The 20,547-nt window shown below is 70.2% G+C and carries 15 protein-coding genes, 3 pseudogenes and 1 riboswitch; of the genes and pseudogenes, 7 read left to right on the top strand and 11 right to left on the bottom strand.

Annotated features, from left to right (window positions below; genetic code table 11):
* Nucleotides 1-243 precede the first annotated feature (243 nt).
* The 3 genes and pseudogenes from smc to ID132_RS09420 all read left to right on the top strand — a co-directional run bounded on the left by smc (nucleotide 244) and on the right by ID132_RS09420 (nucleotide 4,660).
* Nucleotides 244-3,787 (top strand): annotated as a pseudogene (gene smc, locus ID132_RS15315) (chromosome segregation protein SMC).
* 34 nt (nucleotides 3,788-3,821) lie between these two features.
* On the top strand, nucleotides 3,822-4,313 hold the full coding sequence (locus ID132_RS09425; protein WP_193128451.1) for a GyrI-like domain-containing protein: 492 nt from the start codon (nucleotides 3,822-3,824) through the stop codon (nucleotides 4,311-4,313).
* Between the two features lie 35 nt (nucleotides 4,314-4,348).
* A complete protein-coding gene (locus tag ID132_RS09420; protein ID WP_193128450.1) occupies nucleotides 4,349-4,660 on the top strand; it encodes a hypothetical protein in 312 nt (103 codons plus the stop codon).
* 4 nt (nucleotides 4,661-4,664) lie between these two features.
* Here ID132_RS09420 and ID132_RS09415 read toward each other — a convergent pair whose 3' ends face one another.
* Nucleotides 4,665-5,384, bottom strand: a complete 720-nt coding sequence (locus ID132_RS09415; protein ID WP_193128449.1) for a FadR/GntR family transcriptional regulator — start codon at nucleotides 5,382-5,384, stop codon at nucleotides 4,665-4,667.
* A 164-nt stretch (nucleotides 5,385-5,548) separates the two neighbouring features.
* Between ID132_RS09415 and ID132_RS09410 the strand changes: the two genes are divergently transcribed.
* The 3 genes from ID132_RS09410 (at nucleotide 5,549) to ID132_RS14440 (ending at nucleotide 7,786) form a co-directional block, all read left to right on the top strand.
* Nucleotides 5,549-6,415, top strand: coding sequence for a carbon-nitrogen hydrolase family protein (locus tag ID132_RS09410; protein ID WP_328744072.1), 867 nt, complete (start codon nucleotides 5,549-5,551; stop codon nucleotides 6,413-6,415).
* A 53-nt stretch (nucleotides 6,416-6,468) separates the two neighbouring features.
* A complete protein-coding gene (locus ID132_RS14445) occupies nucleotides 6,469-7,215 on the top strand; it encodes an APC family permease (RefSeq protein ID WP_328744070.1) in 747 nt (248 codons plus the stop codon).
* Nucleotides 7,199-7,786, top strand: a complete 588-nt coding sequence (locus ID132_RS14440) for an APC family permease (protein WP_328744067.1) — start codon at nucleotides 7,199-7,201, stop codon at nucleotides 7,784-7,786. The genes ID132_RS14445 and ID132_RS14440 overlap by 17 nt, the downstream gene beginning before the upstream one ends.
* Nucleotides 7,787-8,131: 345 nt before the next feature.
* Here ID132_RS14440 and ribH read toward each other — a convergent pair whose 3' ends face one another.
* From ribH to ID132_RS09370, 7 genes are all read right to left on the bottom strand, one after another.
* Nucleotides 8,132-8,626, bottom strand: coding sequence for a 6,7-dimethyl-8-ribityllumazine synthase (ribH, locus tag ID132_RS09400; RefSeq protein WP_193128447.1), 495 nt, complete (start codon nucleotides 8,624-8,626; stop codon nucleotides 8,132-8,134).
* Nucleotides 8,623-9,255, bottom strand: coding sequence for a 3,4-dihydroxy-2-butanone-4-phosphate synthase (gene ribB, locus ID132_RS09395; protein WP_125107876.1), 633 nt, complete (start codon nucleotides 9,253-9,255; stop codon nucleotides 8,623-8,625). The genes ribH and ribB overlap by 4 nt, the downstream gene beginning before the upstream one ends.
* A complete protein-coding gene (locus ID132_RS09390; RefSeq protein WP_193128446.1) occupies nucleotides 9,252-9,863 on the bottom strand; it encodes a riboflavin synthase in 612 nt (203 codons plus the stop codon). Before ID132_RS09390 ends, ribB begins: the two co-directional genes overlap by 4 nt.
* Nucleotide 9,864: 1 nt before the next feature.
* The gene (gene ribD / locus ID132_RS09385; RefSeq protein ID WP_328744063.1) at nucleotides 9,865-10,920 is read right to left on the bottom strand and encodes a bifunctional diaminohydroxyphosphoribosylaminopyrimidine deaminase/5-amino-6-(5-phosphoribosylamino)uracil reductase RibD; all 1,056 of its coding nucleotides are present in this window, start codon (nucleotides 10,918-10,920) and stop codon (nucleotides 9,865-9,867) included.
* Between the two features lie 82 nt (nucleotides 10,921-11,002).
* Nucleotides 11,003-11,151: riboswitch (FMN riboswitch) on the bottom strand.
* 69 nt (nucleotides 11,152-11,220) lie between these two features.
* On the bottom strand, nucleotides 11,221-12,444 hold the full coding sequence (locus tag ID132_RS09380; protein WP_193128445.1) for a Dyp-type peroxidase: 1,224 nt from the start codon (nucleotides 12,442-12,444) through the stop codon (nucleotides 11,221-11,223).
* A gap of 2 nt (nucleotides 12,445-12,446) precedes the next feature.
* Nucleotides 12,447-12,974, bottom strand: a complete 528-nt coding sequence (locus ID132_RS09375; protein WP_193128444.1) for a copper chaperone PCu(A)C — start codon at nucleotides 12,972-12,974, stop codon at nucleotides 12,447-12,449.
* Between the two features lie 79 nt (nucleotides 12,975-13,053).
* Nucleotides 13,054-13,758, bottom strand: coding sequence for a hypothetical protein (locus tag ID132_RS09370; protein WP_193128443.1), 705 nt, complete (start codon nucleotides 13,756-13,758; stop codon nucleotides 13,054-13,056).
* Nucleotides 13,759-13,810: 52 nt separating this feature from the next.
* On the opposite strand from ID132_RS09370, the gene ID132_RS09365 reads away from it, so the two are divergent.
* Complete coding sequence (locus ID132_RS09365) at nucleotides 13,811-16,369, top strand: DEAD/DEAH box helicase (protein WP_125107882.1); 2,559 nt, start codon at nucleotides 13,811-13,813, stop codon at nucleotides 16,367-16,369.
* A gap of 113 nt (nucleotides 16,370-16,482) precedes the next feature.
* Here the strand turns inward: ID132_RS09365 and ID132_RS09360 are convergent.
* From ID132_RS09360 to ID132_RS09350, 3 genes and pseudogenes are all read right to left on the bottom strand, one after another.
* Nucleotides 16,483-18,115 (bottom strand): annotated as a pseudogene (locus ID132_RS09360) (solute symporter family protein).
* A complete protein-coding gene (locus tag ID132_RS09355) occupies nucleotides 18,112-18,480 on the bottom strand; it encodes a DUF485 domain-containing protein (RefSeq protein ID WP_193128442.1) in 369 nt (122 codons plus the stop codon). The pseudogene ID132_RS09360 and the gene ID132_RS09355 overlap by 4 nt, the downstream one beginning before the upstream one ends.
* An 8-nt stretch (nucleotides 18,481-18,488) precedes the next feature.
* A pseudogene (locus ID132_RS09350) lies at nucleotides 18,489-20,530 on the bottom strand (AMP-binding protein).
* Nucleotides 20,531-20,547: the final 17 nt, after the last annotated feature.

Here is a 20,547-nt window from a genome sequence, read left to right as displayed (position 1 = left end):
GGGGGGTTCCGTGAAACCGAAATCGTTGGGGTCGGTGTGGTCGGGGGTCGAGGTGGGGCCTTCGTAGAAAATCTCCGAGAAGAAGGGCGTGAAGATGCAGCCCGACAATATCAGCACGCCGACGAGGGCGGCAGAGGCCGCAAACAGTCGACGGGAATTGCGCATACCCCCGAGCCTAAGCGCATCTGGCGGCCTGCTGCCACCTAAACTAAGGGCCACCACGCCCCGATCGAAAGCCGCCGCATGCACCTGAAGCGCCTCACCCTCAAGGGCTTCAAGTCGTTCGCGAAGCCCACCACCCTCGAATTTGAACCCGGCGTCACCTGTGTCGTCGGGCCGAACGGCTCGGGCAAATCGAACGTCGTTGACGCGCTCGCCTGGGTCATGGGTGAGCAGGGCGCGAAGTCGCTGCGTGGCGGCAAGATGGAGGATGTGATCTTCGCCGGCACCGCCACCCGCGGCCCCCTCGGCCGCGCCGAGGTGACGCTGACGATCGACAACGCCGACGGCGCGCTGCCGATCGAGTACAGCGAAGTGACGATTCAACGCACCCTGTTCCGCACCGGCGGCAGCGAGTATGCGATCAACGGCGAGGGCGTGCGCCTGCTCGACGTACAGGAGCTGCTCAGTGACTCGGGTCTCGGCCGAGAGATGCACGTCATCGTCGGCCAGGGTCGACTCGACACCGTGCTGCGCGCGACTCCCGAAGACCGCCGCGGCTTCATTGAGGAGGCGGCGGGCGTGCTCAAGCACCGCCGACGCAAGGAAAAGACGGTGCGCAAGCTCGAGGGCATGGAGCAGAACCTCCAGCGACTGCGCGATCTCGTCGCCGAGGTGCGCCGCCAGCTCAAACCGCTCGGCAAGCAGGCCGAGGTTGCCCGCCGCGCCCAGGGCATCGCCGCGGTCGTGCGCGACGCGAAGGCCCGCATCATGGCTGACGACGCCGTCACGCTGCGCGAGCAACTCCGCGACGCCGGCAGCACCGAGCAGGAGCGCACGACCGAGCGCATGGTGCTCAAAGAGCAGCTTGACAGGGCGGTGCTGCGCATCCAGAACCTCCAGGAGGCGCAGCGCGGCGACGCCGTCGACCAGGCCCGCCGCGTCGCCTTCGACCTCGAGAGCGTGCGCGAGCGCCTCCGCAACTTCCTCATGCTCGTCGGCCAGCGCGAATCGATACTGCAGGCCCGCCTCGACGAGCCGGCGCTCACGGTCTCGGTCTCGCAGCAGGCAGTGGCCGATGCGCGCACCGAGGCCGAGTCGCTCGAGGAGCGCGCAGCCGAAGCCGAGTCGGCCTGGCACGCGGCGCAACAGACGACGGCGCGGGCGCGCGCCGACCTCGATGCGCTCGACCGCGAACTCGCGGCCCAGTCGGCGCTGCTCTCGCAGCACGAGCTGCGCACGACCGCGCTGCAAGGCAAAGCGGATGCGGCGGCTGGCCGGCTTGCCGCCGTGCGCGGGGAGGTGCTCCGCGGCGAGAACTCGCGCCGCTCGGCGGCGGACCGACTTGCCGCCGCCGAACGCGAGCTCACCGAGGTTGAATCACAGGCCGANGGCCGGCGAGGCCGACTCGAGCGGGCTCGACGCCGACTACGCGACCGCCCAGCAGCGGGTCACCGCGGCGCAGACCTCCGTCGACGAATTGCGCGACGAGGTGCACGGTCTTGAGCGCGAGCGGGATGCGCTCGACGCACGCCGCAAGGCCCTCGCGCTCGCGGCCGAGGTGAACGACGGCGCCCAGGCCCTGCTCGCGAGCAATCCCGACGGTGTGCGCGGCCGCGTCAGCGACCTGCTGCGCGTCGAGCCGGGCGACGAGCGCGCGATCACCGCCGCGCTCGGGGCCTTTGCGGATGCGATCGTCGCCGACAGCGGCGGCGCCGCGCTCGACCTCGCGGCGGCGGCGAAGGCGTTCGGCAGTGTCCACCTCGTCGCCGAACTCGCTGAGCCACCGGCCGAAGGCGATCTCGCGGAAGTCGCCGCGCGACTCGGCGCCGACGCGGGTCTCGTGCTGCNGCCCGGCCACCGCATCCGTCTCGGGCGACGCGACGATCGCCCGGCTGCTCACCCGCACCCTTATCGTCGACGAACTGCCCGACGCCGACCGCGCGGCGCGCCTGCTCGCCGCGCTGCCCGCCGGCACGCGACTCGTGAGCCGCGCGGGCGCCACTATTGACGCATCCACGCTCATCGCCCCCGGCGGTGACGCCGGCTCGGGCGCGAGCCGCCTCGAGCTCGTCGCCGAGCGAGACCGCGCGGCCGCGAGCCTCGAGCGGGTGCAGCAGGCGATCGACACCGCGTCCCTAACGCTCGCCGAGCACCGCGCGACGCTGAAGTCGGCGAAGGACGTCGCCGCCGCGGCCCTCGCGAAGCTGCGCGGCTTCGACGCCGAGCTCGCCGCCCGTCGCGAGGCGCTCAACCGGGCCAAGGCACGCGTCGAATCGGCGACCGCCGAGCTCGCCCGCGCCGAAAAGTCGCACCAGCTCGCGAGCCAAAACGTCGACGAGGCCGTCGCGAAGGTCGATGCCGCGAAGCGCGAACTTGAAACCCACGAGTCGCAGCCGCGCCCCGTGTTCGACGCGTCGAAGCGGCAAGAGCTCGCGGATGCGGTCGAAGCTGCCCGCGAGGCCGAGGTCGAGGCGCGCCTCAGCCTCGAGACGCTGCGCGAACGCCTGCGCAGCGAACAGCTCCGTGCCGCCGAACTCGTGAAGCAGCGCGATGCCGAGCGCGAGGCCGCCGAGAAGGCCGCGCGCGAGACGGTGCTGCGGCGCGCCGAACTCGAGCGCACAGCGGCGGTGCACGCGCGCATCCCCGCCCTCGAACGACAGGTCGACGCCTCGCTCGAGCAGGCCCGCGCCGAACTCGTCGAGCGCGAGCGCGAGCGAGCCGAACAAGACCGCGAGCTCGTNAGCTGCGCGAGCAGGAGGCGAAGCTGCGGGCCCGCCTCAACCAGATCACCGAGGACGTACACGCGCTAGAACTGCAGATCTACGAGCGCAAGCTACAGCTCTCGAATCTGCTCGAGCGCGCGGCGAGCGAACTCTCGCTCGCCGAGGCGGTGCTCGTGGCCGAGTACGGTCCCGATCAGCCGGTTCCCACCGGCGACGGCGACGACGAGCACGAGCCCTACGACCGCGATCGCCAGAAGCAGCGCCTCGCCCGCGCCGAGCGTGAAATGTCGCAGCTCGGCCGCATCAACCCGCTCGCCCTCGAGGAGTTCGCGGCGCTCGAGCAGCGCCACACCTACCTCGGCGAACAGCTCGAAGACCTCGTGCGCACCCGCACCGACCTGCTCAAGATCGTCGACGACATCGACGTGCGCATGCGCGAGGTGTTCGCGGCGGCGTTCGAGGACACCCGCGCGGCGTTCCACGAGGTGTTCCCCGTGCTGTTCCCGGGCGGCAGCGGCGACATCTCGCTCACGAACCCCGACGACCTGCTCACGACCGGCATCGAGGTCGCCGTGAAGCCGGCGGGCAAGAAGATCGACAAGCTCTCGCTGCTCTCGGGTGGCGAGCGCTCGCTCGCGGCGGTCGCCCTGCTCGTCGCCATCTTCAAGGCGCGGCCGAGCCCGTTCTACATCATGGATGAGGTCGAGGCCGCCCTCGACGACGCGAACCTCGGCCGCCTGCTCGAGGTGTTCGAGAGCCTGCGCGAGTCGAGCCAGCTCATCGTCATCACGCACCAGAAGCGCACGATGGAGATCGCCGACGCGCTCTACGGCGTCTCGATGCACCGCGACGGCATCTCGACCGTGGTCGGTCAGAGGGTTCGCGAACTCGCCGAGACGTAGAATGAGTCGACATGTTCTCGACACAGGAGTCGCCATGTCTGACGCCCCCAAGCTGACCCCCGAATTCGTTCACCGCAAGCCGCAGCACGCGGCCGTGGTGCGCGGCGAGGGCGTGCCCGTCGAGCAAATGATCGCCTTTCTCGACGATGCCTTCACTGTGCTGCGCGCCGCCGTCGACGCTGCGGCGATCGCGCCCGATGGCTTCGCGTTCAGCCGCTACGACACCGAGCTCGTCGGCAACGTCACCGTCGAGGCGGGCATGCCACTGCTCGCGCAGCTCGAGTCGCCGCTCGAATTCAACGGCCTGACAATCGTGCCAGGAGAGCTGCCGGGCGGCGAGCTCGCGCAGGCGATGCACGTCGGCCCGTACTCCGAGCTCGCTGACGTCTGGCAAGGGTTCCTTGCCGAACTGCGGGCGGAGGGCCGCACACCCCGCAAGCCATACTGGGAGTCGTACCACGTCACCCCAGGCCCCGGCTCCGACCCGCAGGCACTTCGCACCGAGCTCGTCGCCGTCATCGACTGACCTATCCAACAACTCCCGCACGCGAAGGAGCACACATGAGCACGCAGCAGCTACCACCTGACCTCGCCCGGGCGGGCCGAGCCCTCGCCCAGGTGTCGCGCGAGACCATCGCCTCGGCTACCGGCCTTACCGTCGAGCAGCTTCGCCAGTTCGAGCTTAGCGAGGTGTCGGTCACCGCCGACGAGAACCTGTCGCTGCGCCGCGCGCTTGAGCGGTATGGCGTCGAGTTCTTCCCTGACGACGAGCACGGCGGCTACGGCGTGCGTCGCAAGTTCGGCGTGACGAGCTCTACCCGTGTTGAGAACTGGGAAGACGAAGGCGGCATGCCCGGCGAGGACGACATCTAGGCGCCTAGAGCGCGAAGAACATCTCGTTGTACAGCGCGGCGACATGCGCGCGGGCCACATCGGCCGCGAGCGCGCGGTCGCCCGCGACGATGGCCCCGAGGATGCGCCGGTGCGCGTCGTTCGACGCGTGCAGGTGCTCGATCGGGTAGGGAATGAAGTACGCGTAGAGCGACTCGAGCGCCGCGAAGTAGGTGTCGAGGCGTTCGACACCGGAGGCGTGGGCGACGGCGTGATGGAACGCGCGGTCGGCCGCGTGGAACTCGGCCCAGTCGGCGGCGGCCTCGCCGCGGTCGACGGCGTCGCGGATGCCCGCGATCGCCGCGTCGTCGGCCGCCTGCGCCGCGAAACCGGCGAGCGCCGACTCCATGAGCACGCGGCTGTCGACGAGCTCGCGCGCGGTTGAGCCGGCGGCGAAGAGTGCCTCGACCGCCGCATCCGCCGGGATCGTCGGGGAGTCAGCGACGAAGGTGCCGCCGCCCGCGCCGCGTCGGCGCACGAGCGTGCCGTCGGCGACGAGCGATTCGAGCGCGCGCCGGGTGGTGATCTCGCTCGCGTCGAGCCCCGCGGCGACGACGTGGGCTGAGCGGATGCGGTCGCCCGGCCGCAGCGTGCCGAGCCGCAGCGCCACGAGGATGCGCGCGCGCACCGACTCGAGCGCGCTCACCGGGCGCAGGCTCGCTACGGCGGGCGCCGGCTCTGGCGCGGCGGGGGTCGAACGGGGCATGGCCTCAGCGTAGCGATGCCAGCCAAGCGGGGCGGCAATCGCGTGGGGGCGCACGCAATTGCGCTCGCGGCGGGTGGGGTGCATACTGACTCGTATAAGTGATCAGTATGATCAATTCGCGCGGCTGGCACTCGAGTCACCGTGCGGCGCCCGAAGGAGGGACCGTGCCACGTCACATCCGCATCGCCGCGGTGCAGGCAGCACCGCATCCGATCGGCACCCCGCTCGACGCGTTCGAGCGGGAGGTTGGCGAGCTCGTCGCCGAGCATCGACCCGACCTCGTCGTCTACCCTGAGCTCCACCTGTTCGGCGCCGACAATGCCGACCCCGATGCGCAGAACGCGCGCCTGCGCGAGGGCGCCGTCGACGTCGACGAGTTCGTCGCGCCGCTGCAGGCCCTCGCGCGGGAGCTCGGCATCTGGCTGCTGCCCGGCTCGCTCGTCGAGCGCGCCGACGGCGACCCATTTAATACGGCCGTGTTGCTCGCCCCGAGCGGCGAGATCGCCGGTCGCTACCGCAAGGTGTTCCCCTGGCGCCCCTCCGAGCCGTACGCCTCGGGCGAGCGCTTCGAGGTCGTCGACCTTCCCGGCCTCGGCCGCGTCGGCATCTCGATTTGCTACGACGCCTGGTGGCCCGAAGTCACCCGGCACCTCGCCTGGATGGGCGCCGAGGTCGTGCTCAACATCGTCAAGACGACGACGCCCGACCGCAAGCAGGAGCTCGTGCTCGCGCAGGCGAACGCCATTGTGAACCAGAACTTCACCGTGAGCGTTAACACGGCCGGGCCGATTGGCCGTGGCCGCAGCATCGTCGTCGGCCCCGAGGGCACCCCAATCGCGAGCGCCGGCGAGGCGCCCGAACTGCTCGTCGTCGAGCTCGACCTCGACGCGGTCGCGCGCGTGCGCCGCGATGGCACCGAGGGCTCGGTCGTACCGTGGCGCCAGTTCGCCGACGACGACGCAGCGGTGCCGCTGCCGCTCTACCACGGCCGGCTCGACCCCACGACTTGGCGACCCGGCGCCGGCGCATAGCCGCGCATCCGGCCGCTCAACCACATCCGCCTCATCGCTCGAATGGACCAGCAATGACCGATACCACCCACCTCAACCGCACGCTCGGCCTGCGCTCGCTCGTGCTGTTCGGGCTCGCCTACCTCACCCCGATGATCGTGCTCGGCATTTTCGGCGTCATCGCCAGCGCGAGCGCCGGGGCGAGCGCGTCGGCCTACCTCATCGCGCTCATCGCGATGCTCTTTACCGCCGCGAGCTACGGCCGCCTCGCCGCCCGCTTCCCGGTTGCCGGATCGGCCTATACCTACGTCGGCCGCTCGATCGACGGCCGCGCCGGGTTCCTCGTTGGCTGGGCCGTGCTGCTCGACTACCTGTTCTTGCCGATGGTGATCTGGCTCATCGGCGCCTCGTACCTCTCGACCGCGGTGCCGGGCGTGCCGAGCTGGGTGTGGATCGTCGCGTTCATTCTCGTCACGACCGCGCTGAACATCATCGGCATCAAGGTGGCCGACCGCGTGAACTTCGTGCTCATGGCGTTCCAGTTCCTCGTCATCGCGATCTTCGTCGTGCTCAGCATCGCGAGCGTCGTCGGCACGGATGGTGCGGGCGCGCTCGTGAGCTCCTCGCCGTTCGTGGGTGAGGACGCCCAATTCTCGAACGTCATCGCGGCGGCGGCGGTCGCGGCCTACTCGTTCCTCGGCTTCGACGCGGTCACGACGCTGACCGAAGAGACGAAAAACCCGCAGAAGGTCNGCGCTCATCGGCGGCGGCATCTTCATCGTCGTCACCTACTTCACGCAGCTCGTGCACCCCGGCGGTAGCTTCACCGACGAGTCGTCGGCCGCGTTCGAGATCGCGCAGACGATCGGCGGCAACGTGTTCTCGGCAGTCTTCGTCGCGGGTCTCATCATCGCCCAGTTCACCTCGGGCCTCGCCGCGCAGGCCTCGGGTTCGCGCCTGCTTTACGCGATGGGCCGCGACGGCGTGCTGCCGAAGCGCATCTTCGGCGTGCTGCACCGCGGCTTCCAGACCCCGTGGGGCTCGATCGTCGTCGTCGGCGTCGTGGGCCTCATCGCGATGTTCCTCGACGTCGCCACGTCGACCTCGTTCGTGAACTTCGGCGCGTTCATCGCCTTCGCGATGGTGAACATCTCGGTCGTCGTGCTCGCCGTGAAGGCGCGGCGCGAGGGCAAGCGCGTCAACGTGCTGCTCGACTACGTCGCGCCCTCGATCGGCGCGATCGTCATCATCGGGCTGCTTACGCAGCTCGACTCGAACGCGCTCATCATTGGCGCCGTCTGGCTTGTGATCGGCATCGTCATTCTTGCGTCGCTCACGGGTGGCTTCCGCCGGCAGCCGCCGCACGTCGAGGGCGAGGCGTTCGCCGGATAGCGCGAGCGCCGCGCCGCGGCGCAAACGACAGTGGCGCTGTCAGCGCCTTGCGTGCGACGAGTGGGCCGATGGGCGGCGCATGACGGCCTCGGGGAGCGGAAATGCCTTCGCCGGCCCCAGACGTTCACGACGTGCCAGGCAACCACCTAGACACCGGCCTTGCGGAGCATCTTGCGGGCGCCGGGGTCGGCCTGCTTCACGGCCTTGAGGATGCGCCTGCGCCGGTGAGCGCCACTCGGCGGGCGACTCCGCCGGAATCCGGCACTGACCGGGGGCAGCGCCCAGAGGATCGCGGAGAAGCGTTGGATGCCCGCCTGCTGGACGGCATCATCCGGCTCGCTGGGCTCAGCCTCGCGGGTACTCGGCGAGTGCCGCGACGGTCGCGATCGCGGCCTGCGCCGCCTCGGCACCCTTGCGCTCGAGTGAACCAGGTAGCCCCGAGCGCTCAAGCGCCTGCTCGACGGTGTCGCAGGTGAGGACGCCGAAGCCGACGGGAATGCCGGTGTCGAGCGCGACGCGACCGAGCCCATCCGTCGCCGCCTGGCAGACGTAGTCGAAGTGCGGGGTACCGCCGCGCACGACCACACCGAGGGTGACGATCGCGTCAGGCGCCTGCGGGCTTCGGGCAATGCGCATCGCCGCGACGGCGAGCTCGAAGGTGCCGGGCACTCGGATCACCTCGGCGGTGCCGCCGGCCGCCTCGACGACGGCGACCGCGTCCGCGAGCATCGCGTCGGCAATGTCGCGGTGCCAGCTCGCGACGACGATGGCGACGCGCAGCGCGCCCGCCTGCGAGCCGAAGCTCGAGAGGTCAATGGTGGGGGCGCCTTCGCGGCTCATGCAACGGTCCTTTCGTGGGAGCGGCGGTAGGCCCGCAACTCAGCAATGGTGATGAGGGGCAGGCCCTCGCGTTCGGCGAGCGCGGCGGCCTCGGGGTAGCGCATGACCTCGCCGCAGTCGTGCACGAGCTCGGCGATCGCGCCGACGTCTCCGGTGCCCGCGAGGCGCATGAGGTCGACGGCGGCCTCGGTGTGGCCGGCGCGGGCGAGCACGCCGCCGGGCACGGCGCGCAGCGGCAGCACGTGACCGGGGCGGATGAGGTCGCCCGGCTTCGAGTCAGGGTTCGCGAGCGCGCGAAGCGTCGTCGCGCGGTCGGCGGCCGAGATGCCCGTGGTGACGCCGACGGCGGCATCGACCGAGACGGCGTAGGCGGTGCGCAGCGAGTCCTGGGTCTGCTCGACCATGAGCGGCAGTTCGAGGGCGTCGGCGCGAGCGGCGGGCAGCGGCGCGCAGAGGTAGCCGGAAGAATGGCGCACGACCCAGGCGACCCACTTTGCGCTCGCGCGATCGGCGGCAAAGATCGCGTCCACTTCGTTCTCGCGGTCGGCCGCGTCGGCGACGAGCACGGGGAGGCCCGCGCGGAGCGCGTTGAGCGCCGGGCCGATGGCGGGGGAGTCGGGGGCGCTCATCGTGCCTCCTCCTCACGCCACTGCAGCATGCGCTCGACGTATTTCGCGAGCACGTCGACCTCGAGGTTCACGCTGGTGCCGACCTCGAGGGCGCCGAGCGTCGTCTCGCGCGAGGTCGTCGGAATGATCGACACACCGAAGCCGCGCGCCGTGACGTCGGTGACGGTGAGCGAGATGCCGTCGACCGCGACCGAGCCCTTCTCTGCGACGTAGCGCAGCAGCTCGCGGGGCGCCTCGAACACGAGGTCGTCCCAGCGCTCGCCCGCGTTGCGCGAGGCCAGGGTCGCCACGCCGTCGACGTGGCCCTGCACGATGTGGCCCCCGAGGCGGGCCGATGCGGCGAGCGCACGCTCGAGGTTCACGGGCGAACCCGGCGCGAGCTCGCCGAGCGAGGTGCGGCGCAGGGTCTCGGGCAGCACATCGGCGGTGAAGCCGTCGTCGGCGATCGTGACGACGGTGAGGCAGACGCCGTTCACGGCGATCGAGTCGCCGGGCGCAGCGTCGTCGGTGACGCGAGGTGCGCGGATCTCGAGGCGAGCATCCGCCTGCCCCGGCTCGTGCTCGAGGCGCAGCACTTCGCCGCGCGCTTCGATGAGTCCGGTAAACATTTCAGGCTCCTTCTGGGGTGGGGTTGGTGGTGCGGCGGGCGCGCAGGAAGACATCGGGGGCGAGGGGCTTGGGTGCGTCGAAGCGCCAGCGACGGGCCTCGGCGAGCGTGCCGACGCCGAAGGGTGCGACGGCGGCCGTGCCTTCGCCGAGGAGCAGCGGCGCGAGGTAGATGTGGAGCTCGTCGACGACGTCGGCGCGCAGCAGCACGGCGGCGACGGTCGCGCCGCCCTCGACGAGCACGTGATGGATGTTCCGCTCGGCCAACTCGCTGAGGGCGGCGGTGACGTCGTGGGTGCGCAGCTGCAGCAGCGGCGCGCGGTCGTCGCGGAGCTGGGCCGAGGCGGGCAACTCACGGTCGCCGAGCACGACTCGCAGCGGCTGCTTGGGCAGCAGCGCGCCATCGGGCGTGCGGGCGGTGAGCGCTGGGTCGTCGGCGAGGGCGGTGCCGGTGCCGACAGCGATCGCGTCGACCTGGGTGCGGACGCCGTGCGCGTGGGCCTGGGCGGTGGGGGAGGTGATCCACTGGCTCGTACCGTCGGCCGCGGCGATCTTGCCGTCGAGCGTCAGCGCGAGCTTGAGCGTGACGAAGGGGCGCCCGAGCCGGGCGGGCGTGGCCCAGGCGCGGATGAGCTCGCCGGCCGCAGCCTCCTCGAGACCCGAGTGCACGGTGACGCCGGCGGCCTGCAGGCGCACGGCGCCACCGGCCGCGGCGGGATTCGGATCGTCGACGGCATAGATGACCTCGGCGACGCCCGCGTCGAGCAGCGCGTCGACACACGGCCCGGTGCGGCCGGTGTGATTGCAGGGTTCGAGGGTGACCACGGCGGTGGCGCCGCGCACGTCGATGCCGCGAGCCCGTGCATCCGCGAGCGCCGCGACCTCGGCGTGGGCCGTGCCCGCGCCGCGATGCCAGCCCTCGCCGAGCACCTCGCGCGGCGCCGACGCCGGGCCGGCGGCGAGCAGCACGGAGCCGACGCGCGGGTTCGGGCCGAGCTCGGGACCGCGGGCGGCGAGCTCGATGGCGCGCCGCATCGCGTCGACGGGGGTGAGTTGCACTGCGTTTCCTTCCGGTGTGGAACACCACCGGGGAAACGAGACGCGTGCACGCAATCACGCCACTGCCGAGGAAACCTCGGCAGCCATGCACCTCCCATCCAGACTTTGACTGTCGGCTCTGGAATTCCACCAGATCAGCGCGGCTCGTACACGACGCCGAGGCGTCAGGCACAGGCTGCGGTCGCGGGCTATCACCGCCGGTTCGGACTTACACCGACCCCGGAGCATGTTGCTGGCGGTAACCATACGCACCCGCACCCTGTGCCACAAGATCACCGTCGTCACATTTCGCCACGCGCGCTACGCGTCGAACAGCGCCTGCCCAGGGAATTCCCTGGTCGCCGGCGGGATCGCGAACACCGCCGAGCCGATCGGCGTCGTCCACGTGTTGAGCAGGTCGGCGTCCGCGAGGCGCTGCTGAATCGGCACGTACTGCAGCGTCGGATTCGCCTGGAACGACGCGAACAGCAGCCCCGAGTTCGAGACCTGCGCACCCCGGCCGCCCACCGCGTCCTCGCCCGCCGCGGGTGAGACGGGGAGGTCGTAGTTGTAGGGCTGGCGGAAGATGCGCTGGCTCGGGTCGTCGGGGCGCGAGCGCCGCACGTGGCTCGCCGCGTTGATCACGGTGAAGCCCTGCGGGGTGACCGCCTCAAAGTCGGGCTCGTCATGTTCGTGCGTGCCGGTGAGCGGCGCGCCCGTGTCGAGACGGCGCCCCACCGAGGCCTCGCGGCCGGGCCGGTCGACCTCGTCCCACGTCTCGAGGTTCATCTCGATGCGGCGTAGCACGAGGCTAGTGCCGCCCTGCAGCCACCCGGGTTCGGTGATGCGCACGACCGTCTCGAACTCGGTGGTGCCCGGGGTCGGGTTCGAGGTGCCGTCGAGCTGCCCGAACAAGTTGCGCTGCGTCGTGGCGGGTTTCGCGACGCCGTGGGCGTTGCGAAACCCGTGCTGCTGCCAGCGAATTGTCGTGTACGCCCGCGCATCCTTGAGCAGCATGCGCTGCGCGTGCGCGACGGCGAGCGGGTCGTCGCCGGTCACGAGCAGCAGCAGGTCACCCTCGCTCCAGTGGTCCTCGAGCGCGTCGATCGAAAAGGCCGGCAGCTGGGCGAGCCACTCGGGCCGCGCGGCGGGATTCACCCGCTCGACGAGGCCCGGCCCGAAGCCGAACGTCACCGCGAGGTTCGCGGGCTGCTCGGCGAGCTCGGGCTCCTGGTCGCCGATCGGCGCGGCACCCCGGGTGAGGCGCGCCGCGTCGTCGTGGAGGAGCCGCAGCAGGCTCGCGATGCGGTCGCGCTCGAGCCCCGGTGCGAGGTCGAGGCCGAGGAACACGGCGTGCGCCGACTCGACGCCGAGGCCCGGTGGCAGGGATGCGTCGTTCGCCTCGCGGCGCTGCTGGCCGAGCGGCGCGGCCTCGGTGAGACGCTCAGTCAGGCGCACCCCGGCCACGCCCGCGGCCGCACCGACGCCGACGGCCGCGGCGCCGACGAGCACGTCGCGGCGCCGCGGCCCCCGAACGGCGGCCACGGCTAGTGCCCCTCGTGCCCGGACTCGGGCGCGTAGCTTTCCTCGGCGCCGGTGTACTCCTTCGCCGTCGCGGTGAAGTCGACCTCGGTGCCGTCGTCGAGCGTCAGCGTCACCGCGACCTCGTCACCGGGCTCGATCGCCGAGTCGAGGCCCATCGGCATGATGTGGTTGCCGCCCGGCTGCAGCTCGAGCGTCTCGCCGTCGGCGATCGCGAAGCCGCCCTCGATTTCTTGCATGAGGCTCGAGCCATCCGACTGCACGATCGTCTCGTGCAGCTCGGTCATCGAGGCGCCCTCGACGGTGGCCGACTCGATGACGACATCGTGGCCCGACGTGTTTTTGATCGACGCGAACACGCCGGTCATGTCGGTGTCGGTCGCCTTCACCCACGGGTCGGTGACGGTGAGGGCCGCGTCGGTGGCGCCGGCCTCGGCCTGGCTGCAGCCGGCGAGGGTCAGGGCGATCAGGCCCGCCGCGGCGAGCGCGGTGAGGGGGCGGATGGTTGTGGTGGTGGCACGGAAAATAGACATAGGGATGCTCCTGAGTGCGTAAGCGATGCGGCAGCGCCGGGGTCGTCGCGCACAGCGAGCACCCCGTCTGCCGGGGGAGCTACGCCAAGGTGCAGTGCGCGAGGAAATCGCGCGACGGCGGCCCTCGTCGCGGTGCCGACGCCACAGCGCGAGCCGCGAGCCGCGGCACCCACGGCAGCGACAGGGTCGCCGGTGCCGCGCTCGGGCGCGGCGTGAGGGCCCGCACGAGCACGAGTACGAAGGCAAAGAATTCACCGAGCGCGTCGCGCACGCGCGAGAGCCGGCGCAGGATCGCCTCGCCGAAGAACAGTACGAGCGTCGTCACGAGCGCGGCGACCCCGTGCATCGCCCACATGAACGGGGTGTCGTGGCCGAGGTGCACCGACGCCGAGGCGGAGCCCGTGTGCGCGGCGATCGCGCTCGCCATCTCGGAGTTCGACGCGTGGTGGTGCGGGTGCGCCCCGCCCCCGAACGCCGAGGGAGCGCCGAGCGTGAAGATCGCGTGGAACGCGAACTGGCTCAGCGCGACCGAGAGCCCGAGCCGCAACCAGCTCGAGCGAATCGGGGTGAGCCAGAGCGAAAACACGTAGGCGAGGCCGAGCGGCACGAGGATGCCCGCAAGGGTTGGCAACTCGCCGCCCGCGGTGAGGTGCGAGGTGAGCGCCACGAAGGTCGAGAAGGACGCCGCGACGAGCGCGAGGCGAAGCCGGCGACGGAGGATGGCGGCGCGCACACGCGAGTCGGCGCCCGGCGCGGGCACGTTCTCGAGGCGCAGCAAACTCACAGCTCTACGATACGTCGTAACCGCGTCGGGGGCGCGTGGGATGATCGAGGGGATGCCTACCCTGCCCGAGCTCATCCCCACCCTCGCTGACCCGGGGGCACCCTACGACCCCGACCATGTCTACGACGCGATTCTCGAGTGGACGAGCGGGCGCGGAATCGACCTCTATGACGCCCAGGACGAAGCGATCGTGCACCTCGTCTCGGGCGCGAACGTCGTGCTCGCGACCCCAACCGGCACCGGCAAGTCGCTCGTCGCCATCGCGGCGCACGCGATCGCACTCGCGGAGGGCAAGCGCAGCTACTACACGGCGCCGATCAAGGCGCTCGTGAGCGAAAAGTTCTTCGCCCTCGTCGAGATCTTCGGCGCCGAGCGCGTCGGCATGGTCACCGGCGACAGCTCGGTGAACCCCGACGCGCCCATCATCTGCGCGACCGCCGAAATCCTCGCCAACAAGGCCCTCCGTGACGGCGAAGGCGCCGACGTCGACCAGGTCGTGATGGACGAATTCCACTACTACGGCGACCACCAGCGCGGCTGGGCGTGGCAGGTGCCGCTGCTGCTCCTGCCGCGGGTGCAGTTTCTGCTCATGTCGGCGACGCTGGGCGACACCGACGCCCTGCGCGAAGACCTCACCCGCCGAACGGGCCGCCCCACCGAGCTCGTCGCCGGCGCGACGCGACCCGTGCCGCTGAGCTACGAGTACGTGCTCACGCCCGTGCACGAGACCGTCGAGCGCCTGCTCGAGGAGCACGAGGCGCCGATCTACGTCGTGCACTTCTCGCAGAAGGAGGCGGTCGACCGTGCCCAGGCGCTCTCGAGCATCCGCGTCGCCTCGCGCGAGCAACGCGACGAGATCATCGCCGCGATGGGCGGCTTCAAGTTCACGACCGCGTTTGGCCGCAAGCTCTCGGGCTGGCTGCGGCAGGGCATCGGCGTGCACCACGCCGGCATGCTGCCGCGCTACCGGCGCCTCGTCGAGGTGCTCGCGCAGCGCGGTCTGCTCCGCGTTATCTGCGGCACCGACACCCTCGGCGTCGGCATCAACGTGCCGATCCGCTCGGTGCTCATCACCTCGCTCACGAAGTTCGACGGCACGAAGCAGCGCCATCTCTCGGCGCGAGAATTCCACCAGATCGCCGGCCGCGCAGGCCGCGCCGGCTTCGACGACCACGGCACCGTTATCGTGCAGGCCCCCGACCACGTCGTCGAGTACGAGCACGCGATGTCGAAGGCCGCTGGCGACCCGAAGAAGCAGCGAAAAGTCACGCGCCGCCAGCCGCCGCAGGGCTTCGTCAACTACACCGACAAGACCTTCGAGAAGATCGTCGCCGCCGAGCCCGAGAAGCTCTCGAGCCACATGGAAATGACCTCCTCGATGCTCATCAACGTCGTCGCCCGCGGCGGTGACGTGTTCGCGAACGTGCGTCGGCTCTGCTTCGACAATCACGAGTCGCGCTCGCGGCAGTTCGAGCTCGCGCGGCGAGCCCTCGCGCTCGGCCGCACCCTGCTCGACGCGGGCATCATCGAGGTCGATTACCTCGAGCCGGTGCCCGGCACCTCGCGCCCGAGCCTTCACCTCACCGTCGATCTGCAGCCGAACTTTGCGCTGAACCAGCCGCTGTCGCCGTTCGCGATCGCGGTGCTTGACGTGCTCGACCCGGCGGTCGAGACCGACGGGAAGACCGACGAGGTCGGCAGCGGCCACTACGCGCTCGACGTCGTCAGCGTCGTCGAGTCGATCCTCGACGACCCACGCCCGATTCTCATGGCGCAGCAGCGCAAGGCCCGCGGCGAGGCGATCGCCGCGATGAAAGCCGATGGGCTCGACTACAACGAGCGGATGGAGCGGGTCGAGGAGATCAGCTGGCCGAAGCCGCTCGAAGAGCTGCTCGAGCAGAGCTACGAGCAGTTCGCCGAGGGGCAGCCGTGGGCCCGCGACTTCGACCTCGCCCCGAAGACCGTCGTGCGCGACATGTACGAGCGGGCGATGAGCTTCGCGGAGTTCACCGGCTACTACGACCTCGCCCGCGCCGAGGGCGTCGTGCTGCGCTACCTCAGCGACGCCTACCGCACGCTGCAGCACTCGGTGCCGTCGGATCGCCTTACCGACGAACTCGAATCGATCATTGAGTGGCTCGGCGAGCTGATTCGCCAGGTCGATTCGAGCCTCGTCGACGAGTGGGCCGAGCTCGTGGCGCCGACGGATGCGCAGGGCCAGCCGGTGCTGCCGCCGTCGCCACCGAGCGTGGTCGCGAACCGCCGCGCGTTCACCGTGCTCGTGCGCAACGAGCTCTGGCGGCGCGTGCAGCTCGCCGCCCTCGAACGCGACGACGAACTCGAGAAGCTCGACCCCGAGCTCGGCTGGCCCGAGATCCTCGACGACTATTACGACACGTACGACGACATCAATATTGATGGCGCCGCACGCTCGCCGCAGCTGTGCCGCATCGACACGAGCCGCGAGCGCGAGGGCATCTGGCTCGTCGAGCAGACGATCGATGACCCTGAGCACCACCACGACTGGCGCATCCGAGCCGAGGTCGACCTCACCGCATCCGCGGAGGAAGGCGAGGCCATCGTGCGCCTAACCGAGGTAGTCGAGCTGTGAGCCTGTTCGCGGAGCCGCGGCAGCGCATCCGAACCTGCTGCGAACGCCGAGCGGCCCGCGCAAACGCGGGGGCCGCTCGGCGTTCGGGCCGCTTGCCGAAGCAAGCCGGCTAGCTAGTGGTGCACGGGCGGCTCAGCGCCGTGGCCGGTGAGGGCGCGCACCTCCATCTCGGCCGCAAGGCGAGGGTCCTCCCGCTGCCGCGAGGTGACCGAGCCGAGCCAGCCGAGGAAGAAGCCGAGCGGAATTGAGATGATGCCCGGGTTCGACAGCGGGAACCACGCGAAGTCGACGCCCGCGCCGAGCAGCGAGGTCTCGGAGCCCGAGACGACGTGCGAGAACGTGATGAGCACGAGCGCCGAGATGAGGCCGCCGTACATGCTCCACACCGCGCCGCGGGTGGTGAAGCCCTTCCAGTAGAGCGAGTAGAGGATCGTCGGCAGGTTTGCCGACGCGGCGACCGCGAAGGCGAGGGCGACGAGGAACGCGATGTTCTGCCCCTGCACGCCGATGCCGCCGGCGATCGCGACGATGCCGAGCACCACCACGGTGACCTTGCCGACGCGCACCTCGTCTTCGGGTGCGGCCTTGCCGCGCTTGATGACGTTGCCGTAGATGTCGTGGGCGAAGGAAGCGGCGGCCGTGATGGCGAGGCCCGCGACGACCGCGAGAATGGTCGCGAACGCGATCGCCGAGACGACGCCAAGCAGGATCGGCCCGCCGAGCTCGAGCGCGAGCAGCGGGGCCGCCGAGTTCACCTTGCCGGGCGCGGCCGCGATGGTCTCAGGGCCGACGAGCGCCGCGGCACCGTAGCCGAGCTCGAGCGTGAAGACGTAGAACGCGCCGATGAGCCAGATGGCCCAGACGACCGATTTGCGGGCCTCCTTCGCGGTGGGCACCGTGTAGAAGCGCATGAGCACGTGCGGCAGGCCTGCCGTGCCGAGCACGAGGGCCATGCCGAGCGAGAGGAAGTCGAGCGGGTTGGTGCCGTACTGGAGGCCCGGCGCGAGGATCGCGGCACCATTCGATGATGCCTCAATGGCGCGGTCTAACACGGCACTGAGGTTGAAGCCGTTGAGCACGAGCACCCAGATCGTCATCGCGAATGCGGCGCCGATGAGCAGCCATGCCTTGATGATCTGCACCCAGGTGGTGCCCTTCATGCCACCGATGAGCACATAGACGATCATGAGCACGCCGACAACGGCGACGACGATGCTCTGGCCGAGCCTGTCGTCGATGCCGAGCAGCAGCGAGACGAGACCGCCCGCGCCGGCCATCTGCGCGAGCAGGTAGAACAGTGTCACGGCGAGCGTCGTGATCGCCGCCGCCATGCGCACAGGACGCTGCTTGAGTCGGAACGAGAGCACGTCGGCCATCGTGAACTTGCCGGTNGTTACGCATGAGCTCAGCGACGAGTAGCAGCGCGACGAGCCACGCGACGAGGAAGCCGATCGAGTAGAGGAAGCCGTCATAGCCGTTGATTGCGATGGCGCCGACAATGCCGAGGAACGACGCGGCCGAGAGGTAGTCGCCCGAGATTGCGAAGCCATTCTGGGTGCCCGAGAACGAGCGGCCGCCGGCGTAGAAGTCGGCCGCCGAGCGGGAGTTGCGGCTCGCGCGGATCACGATGAACAAAGTGATGCCCACGAACACGACGAAGATCGAGATGTTGAGCACCGGGTTGTTTTCGACTGCGGTCACGGTGTCGGCGAGCACAGTGCCGACGTTGCTGAAGAACTCATTCATCGGGCGTTCCCTTCGATGGTGCCGGCGCCAACCTCAATGTCTTCGAGCTCGCCTCGGAGGTCCTCTGCGACCGGGTCGAGCTTGCGGTTCGCGAAGCGGACGTAGAGCGTCGTGATCGTGAAGGTCGTGACGAACTGCAGTAGACCGAGGATCAAGCCGACGTTGATGTTGCCGAACACGGGCGTCGCCATGAAGTCGTGCGCGTAGGCGCCGAGCAGCACGTAGACGAAGTACCACACGAGAAAGAAGATCGTCATGGGGAAGACGAAGGAGCGCTGCCTCCGCCGGTGCCCCTGGAATTTTTCGGACGCTTGCACGGCGACGTAGTCGACCGGCGATGGTGTTGCCGATTCTGGATGGGACACTGATCCTCCTAGTTGTCGTCGTCCGCCTCGTTGCGAACGACTTCGATTGGTGTGGTAAACATGTCGGTGGCGGCGCCGGACGGGTCGGCGAGGCCGAGGGCGCGCACGTCGTCGAGCACGCTCGCATCCTCGATCGTCGCGGGCACGCGGATCTCGGCCTCGCCATCGAGAATCTGCCGGATGGTTTTGCGCAGCACCTTGCCCGAGCGGGTCTTCGGCAAGCGCGGCACGACGGCGACCTCGCGGAACGCGGCGACGGGGCCGATGTGCTCGCGCACGAGCGCAACGAGCTCGCGGCGGAGCGCATCCGGGTCGATGTTTGTGCCGTGCTTCAGTGTGACGAGGCCGTACGCGCGCTGGCCCTTGAGCGTGTCGGTGACGCCGACGACGGCGGCTTCGGCGACCGCCTCGTGGCGCGCGAGCACCTCCTCGAGCGAGCCGGTCGAGAGCCGGTGCCCGGCGACGTTGATGACGTCGTCGGTGCGGCCCATGATGAAGACGTAGCCGTCGTCGTCGACATAGCCCGAGTCGCCGGTCGCGTAGTAGCCGGGGAACGCGTCGAGGTACGAGGTGCGCATCCGCTCGGGGTTGCCCCACACGCCGCGCAGATAACCCGGCGGCAGCGGCAGGCGCAGCGCGATGTTGCCCTCGACGCCGGGTCGATCGATCTCGTGGCCCTGCGCGTCAAGTACCCGCAGCTGCACGCCGGGGCTCGGCAGCGCGGTCGAGCCGGGCTTTGCCGGGAGGAGCTCGGTGCCTCGCGGATTCGCGCAGATCGCCCANGCCCGTTTCGGTCTGCCACCAGTGGTCAATGACCGGGCAGTCGAGCCCGTCGTTCGCCCAGTGGTAGGTCTCGGGGTCGAGGCGCTCGCCGGCGAGGAAGAGCGCCTCGAGGCTCGTGAGGTCGTGGCGTGCGGCACCCGTGAGTTGCGGATCCTCGCGGCGGATCGCGCGCACGGCGGTCGGCGCCGTGAAGAGCGCCTTGACGCCGTACTGCTCGACGACGCGGAAGAACGCGCTGGCGTCGGGCGTGCCGACGGGCTTGCCCTCGTAGAGCACGGTTGTCGCGCCGACGAGCAGCGGAGCGTAGACGATGTAGCTGTGCCCGACGACCCAGCCGACGTCGGAGGCGCACCAGAACACGTCGCCCGGGCCGATGTCGTAGATCGCGCCCATCGAGCGCGCGAGCGCGACGGCGTGGCCGCCGGTGTCCCGCACGACGCCCTTCGGCGTGCCGGTGGTGCCGGAGGTGTAGAGAATGTAGGAGGGATGCGCCGACGGCACGAATACGGGCTCGGCGGGCTCGGCGGCAGTCTCGGCCTCGACCCAGTCGAGGTAGCGCACGGCTCCACCGTCGTAGTCGGAGGCCGAACCGGGCACGCTCGGGCGGCGGGTGACGATGACCGCTTCGACCGAGCCGCCGGCGAGTTCGAGCGCGCGCTCGACGATCGGCAGGTACTCGATCGTCCGGCCCGGCTCGAAGCCACCGTTCGTCGTCACGAGCAGCTTCGGCTGCGCATCCGCGATGCGCAGCGCGAGCTCGGGCGCCGCGAAGCCCCCGAACACGACCGAATGCACGGCGCCGAGGCGAGCGCAGGCGAGCATCGCGACGATCGCCTCGNGGAATCATCGGCAGGTAGATGAGCACGCGATCGCCTGCGGTGACGCCGTGGTCGCGCAGCACGCCCGCGAACTTCGCGGTGCGCTCGAGCAGTTCGGCGTAGGTGAGCGAGCGCTGGCTGCCGGTCATCGCCGAGTCGTAGATGACAGCCGTGCGGTCACCGTGACCGGCCGCGACGTGCCGGTCGAGAGCGTTCACGCTTGCGTTCAGGGTGCCGTCGGGGAACCAGGTCCATTCGTCATCGCTCGGCTGCTCGAGGGCGACGGTTGGCGGAGTCTGCCAGTCGAGCAGCTGTGCGGCCTCGAGCCAAAATTGGTTCGGGTCGTCGATGCTGCGCTGCCGAGTGGCGCGGGCTGCTCCGGGGGTTTCGGCTGCTTGGTTTCCGTTGTCCGGGGTTGCCGGCGCGGTCGGAATAGGGGGATTGGTCATCCAGAACTCCTGACGAT

This window comes from Gulosibacter sediminis (genome assembly GCF_014904065.1).
GTDB lineage: Bacteria > Actinomycetota > Actinomycetes > Actinomycetales > Microbacteriaceae > Gulosibacter > Gulosibacter sediminis.
Note: the sequence above shows the minus strand (reverse complement) of the source record. Positions and strands in the feature narration are given on the sequence as shown.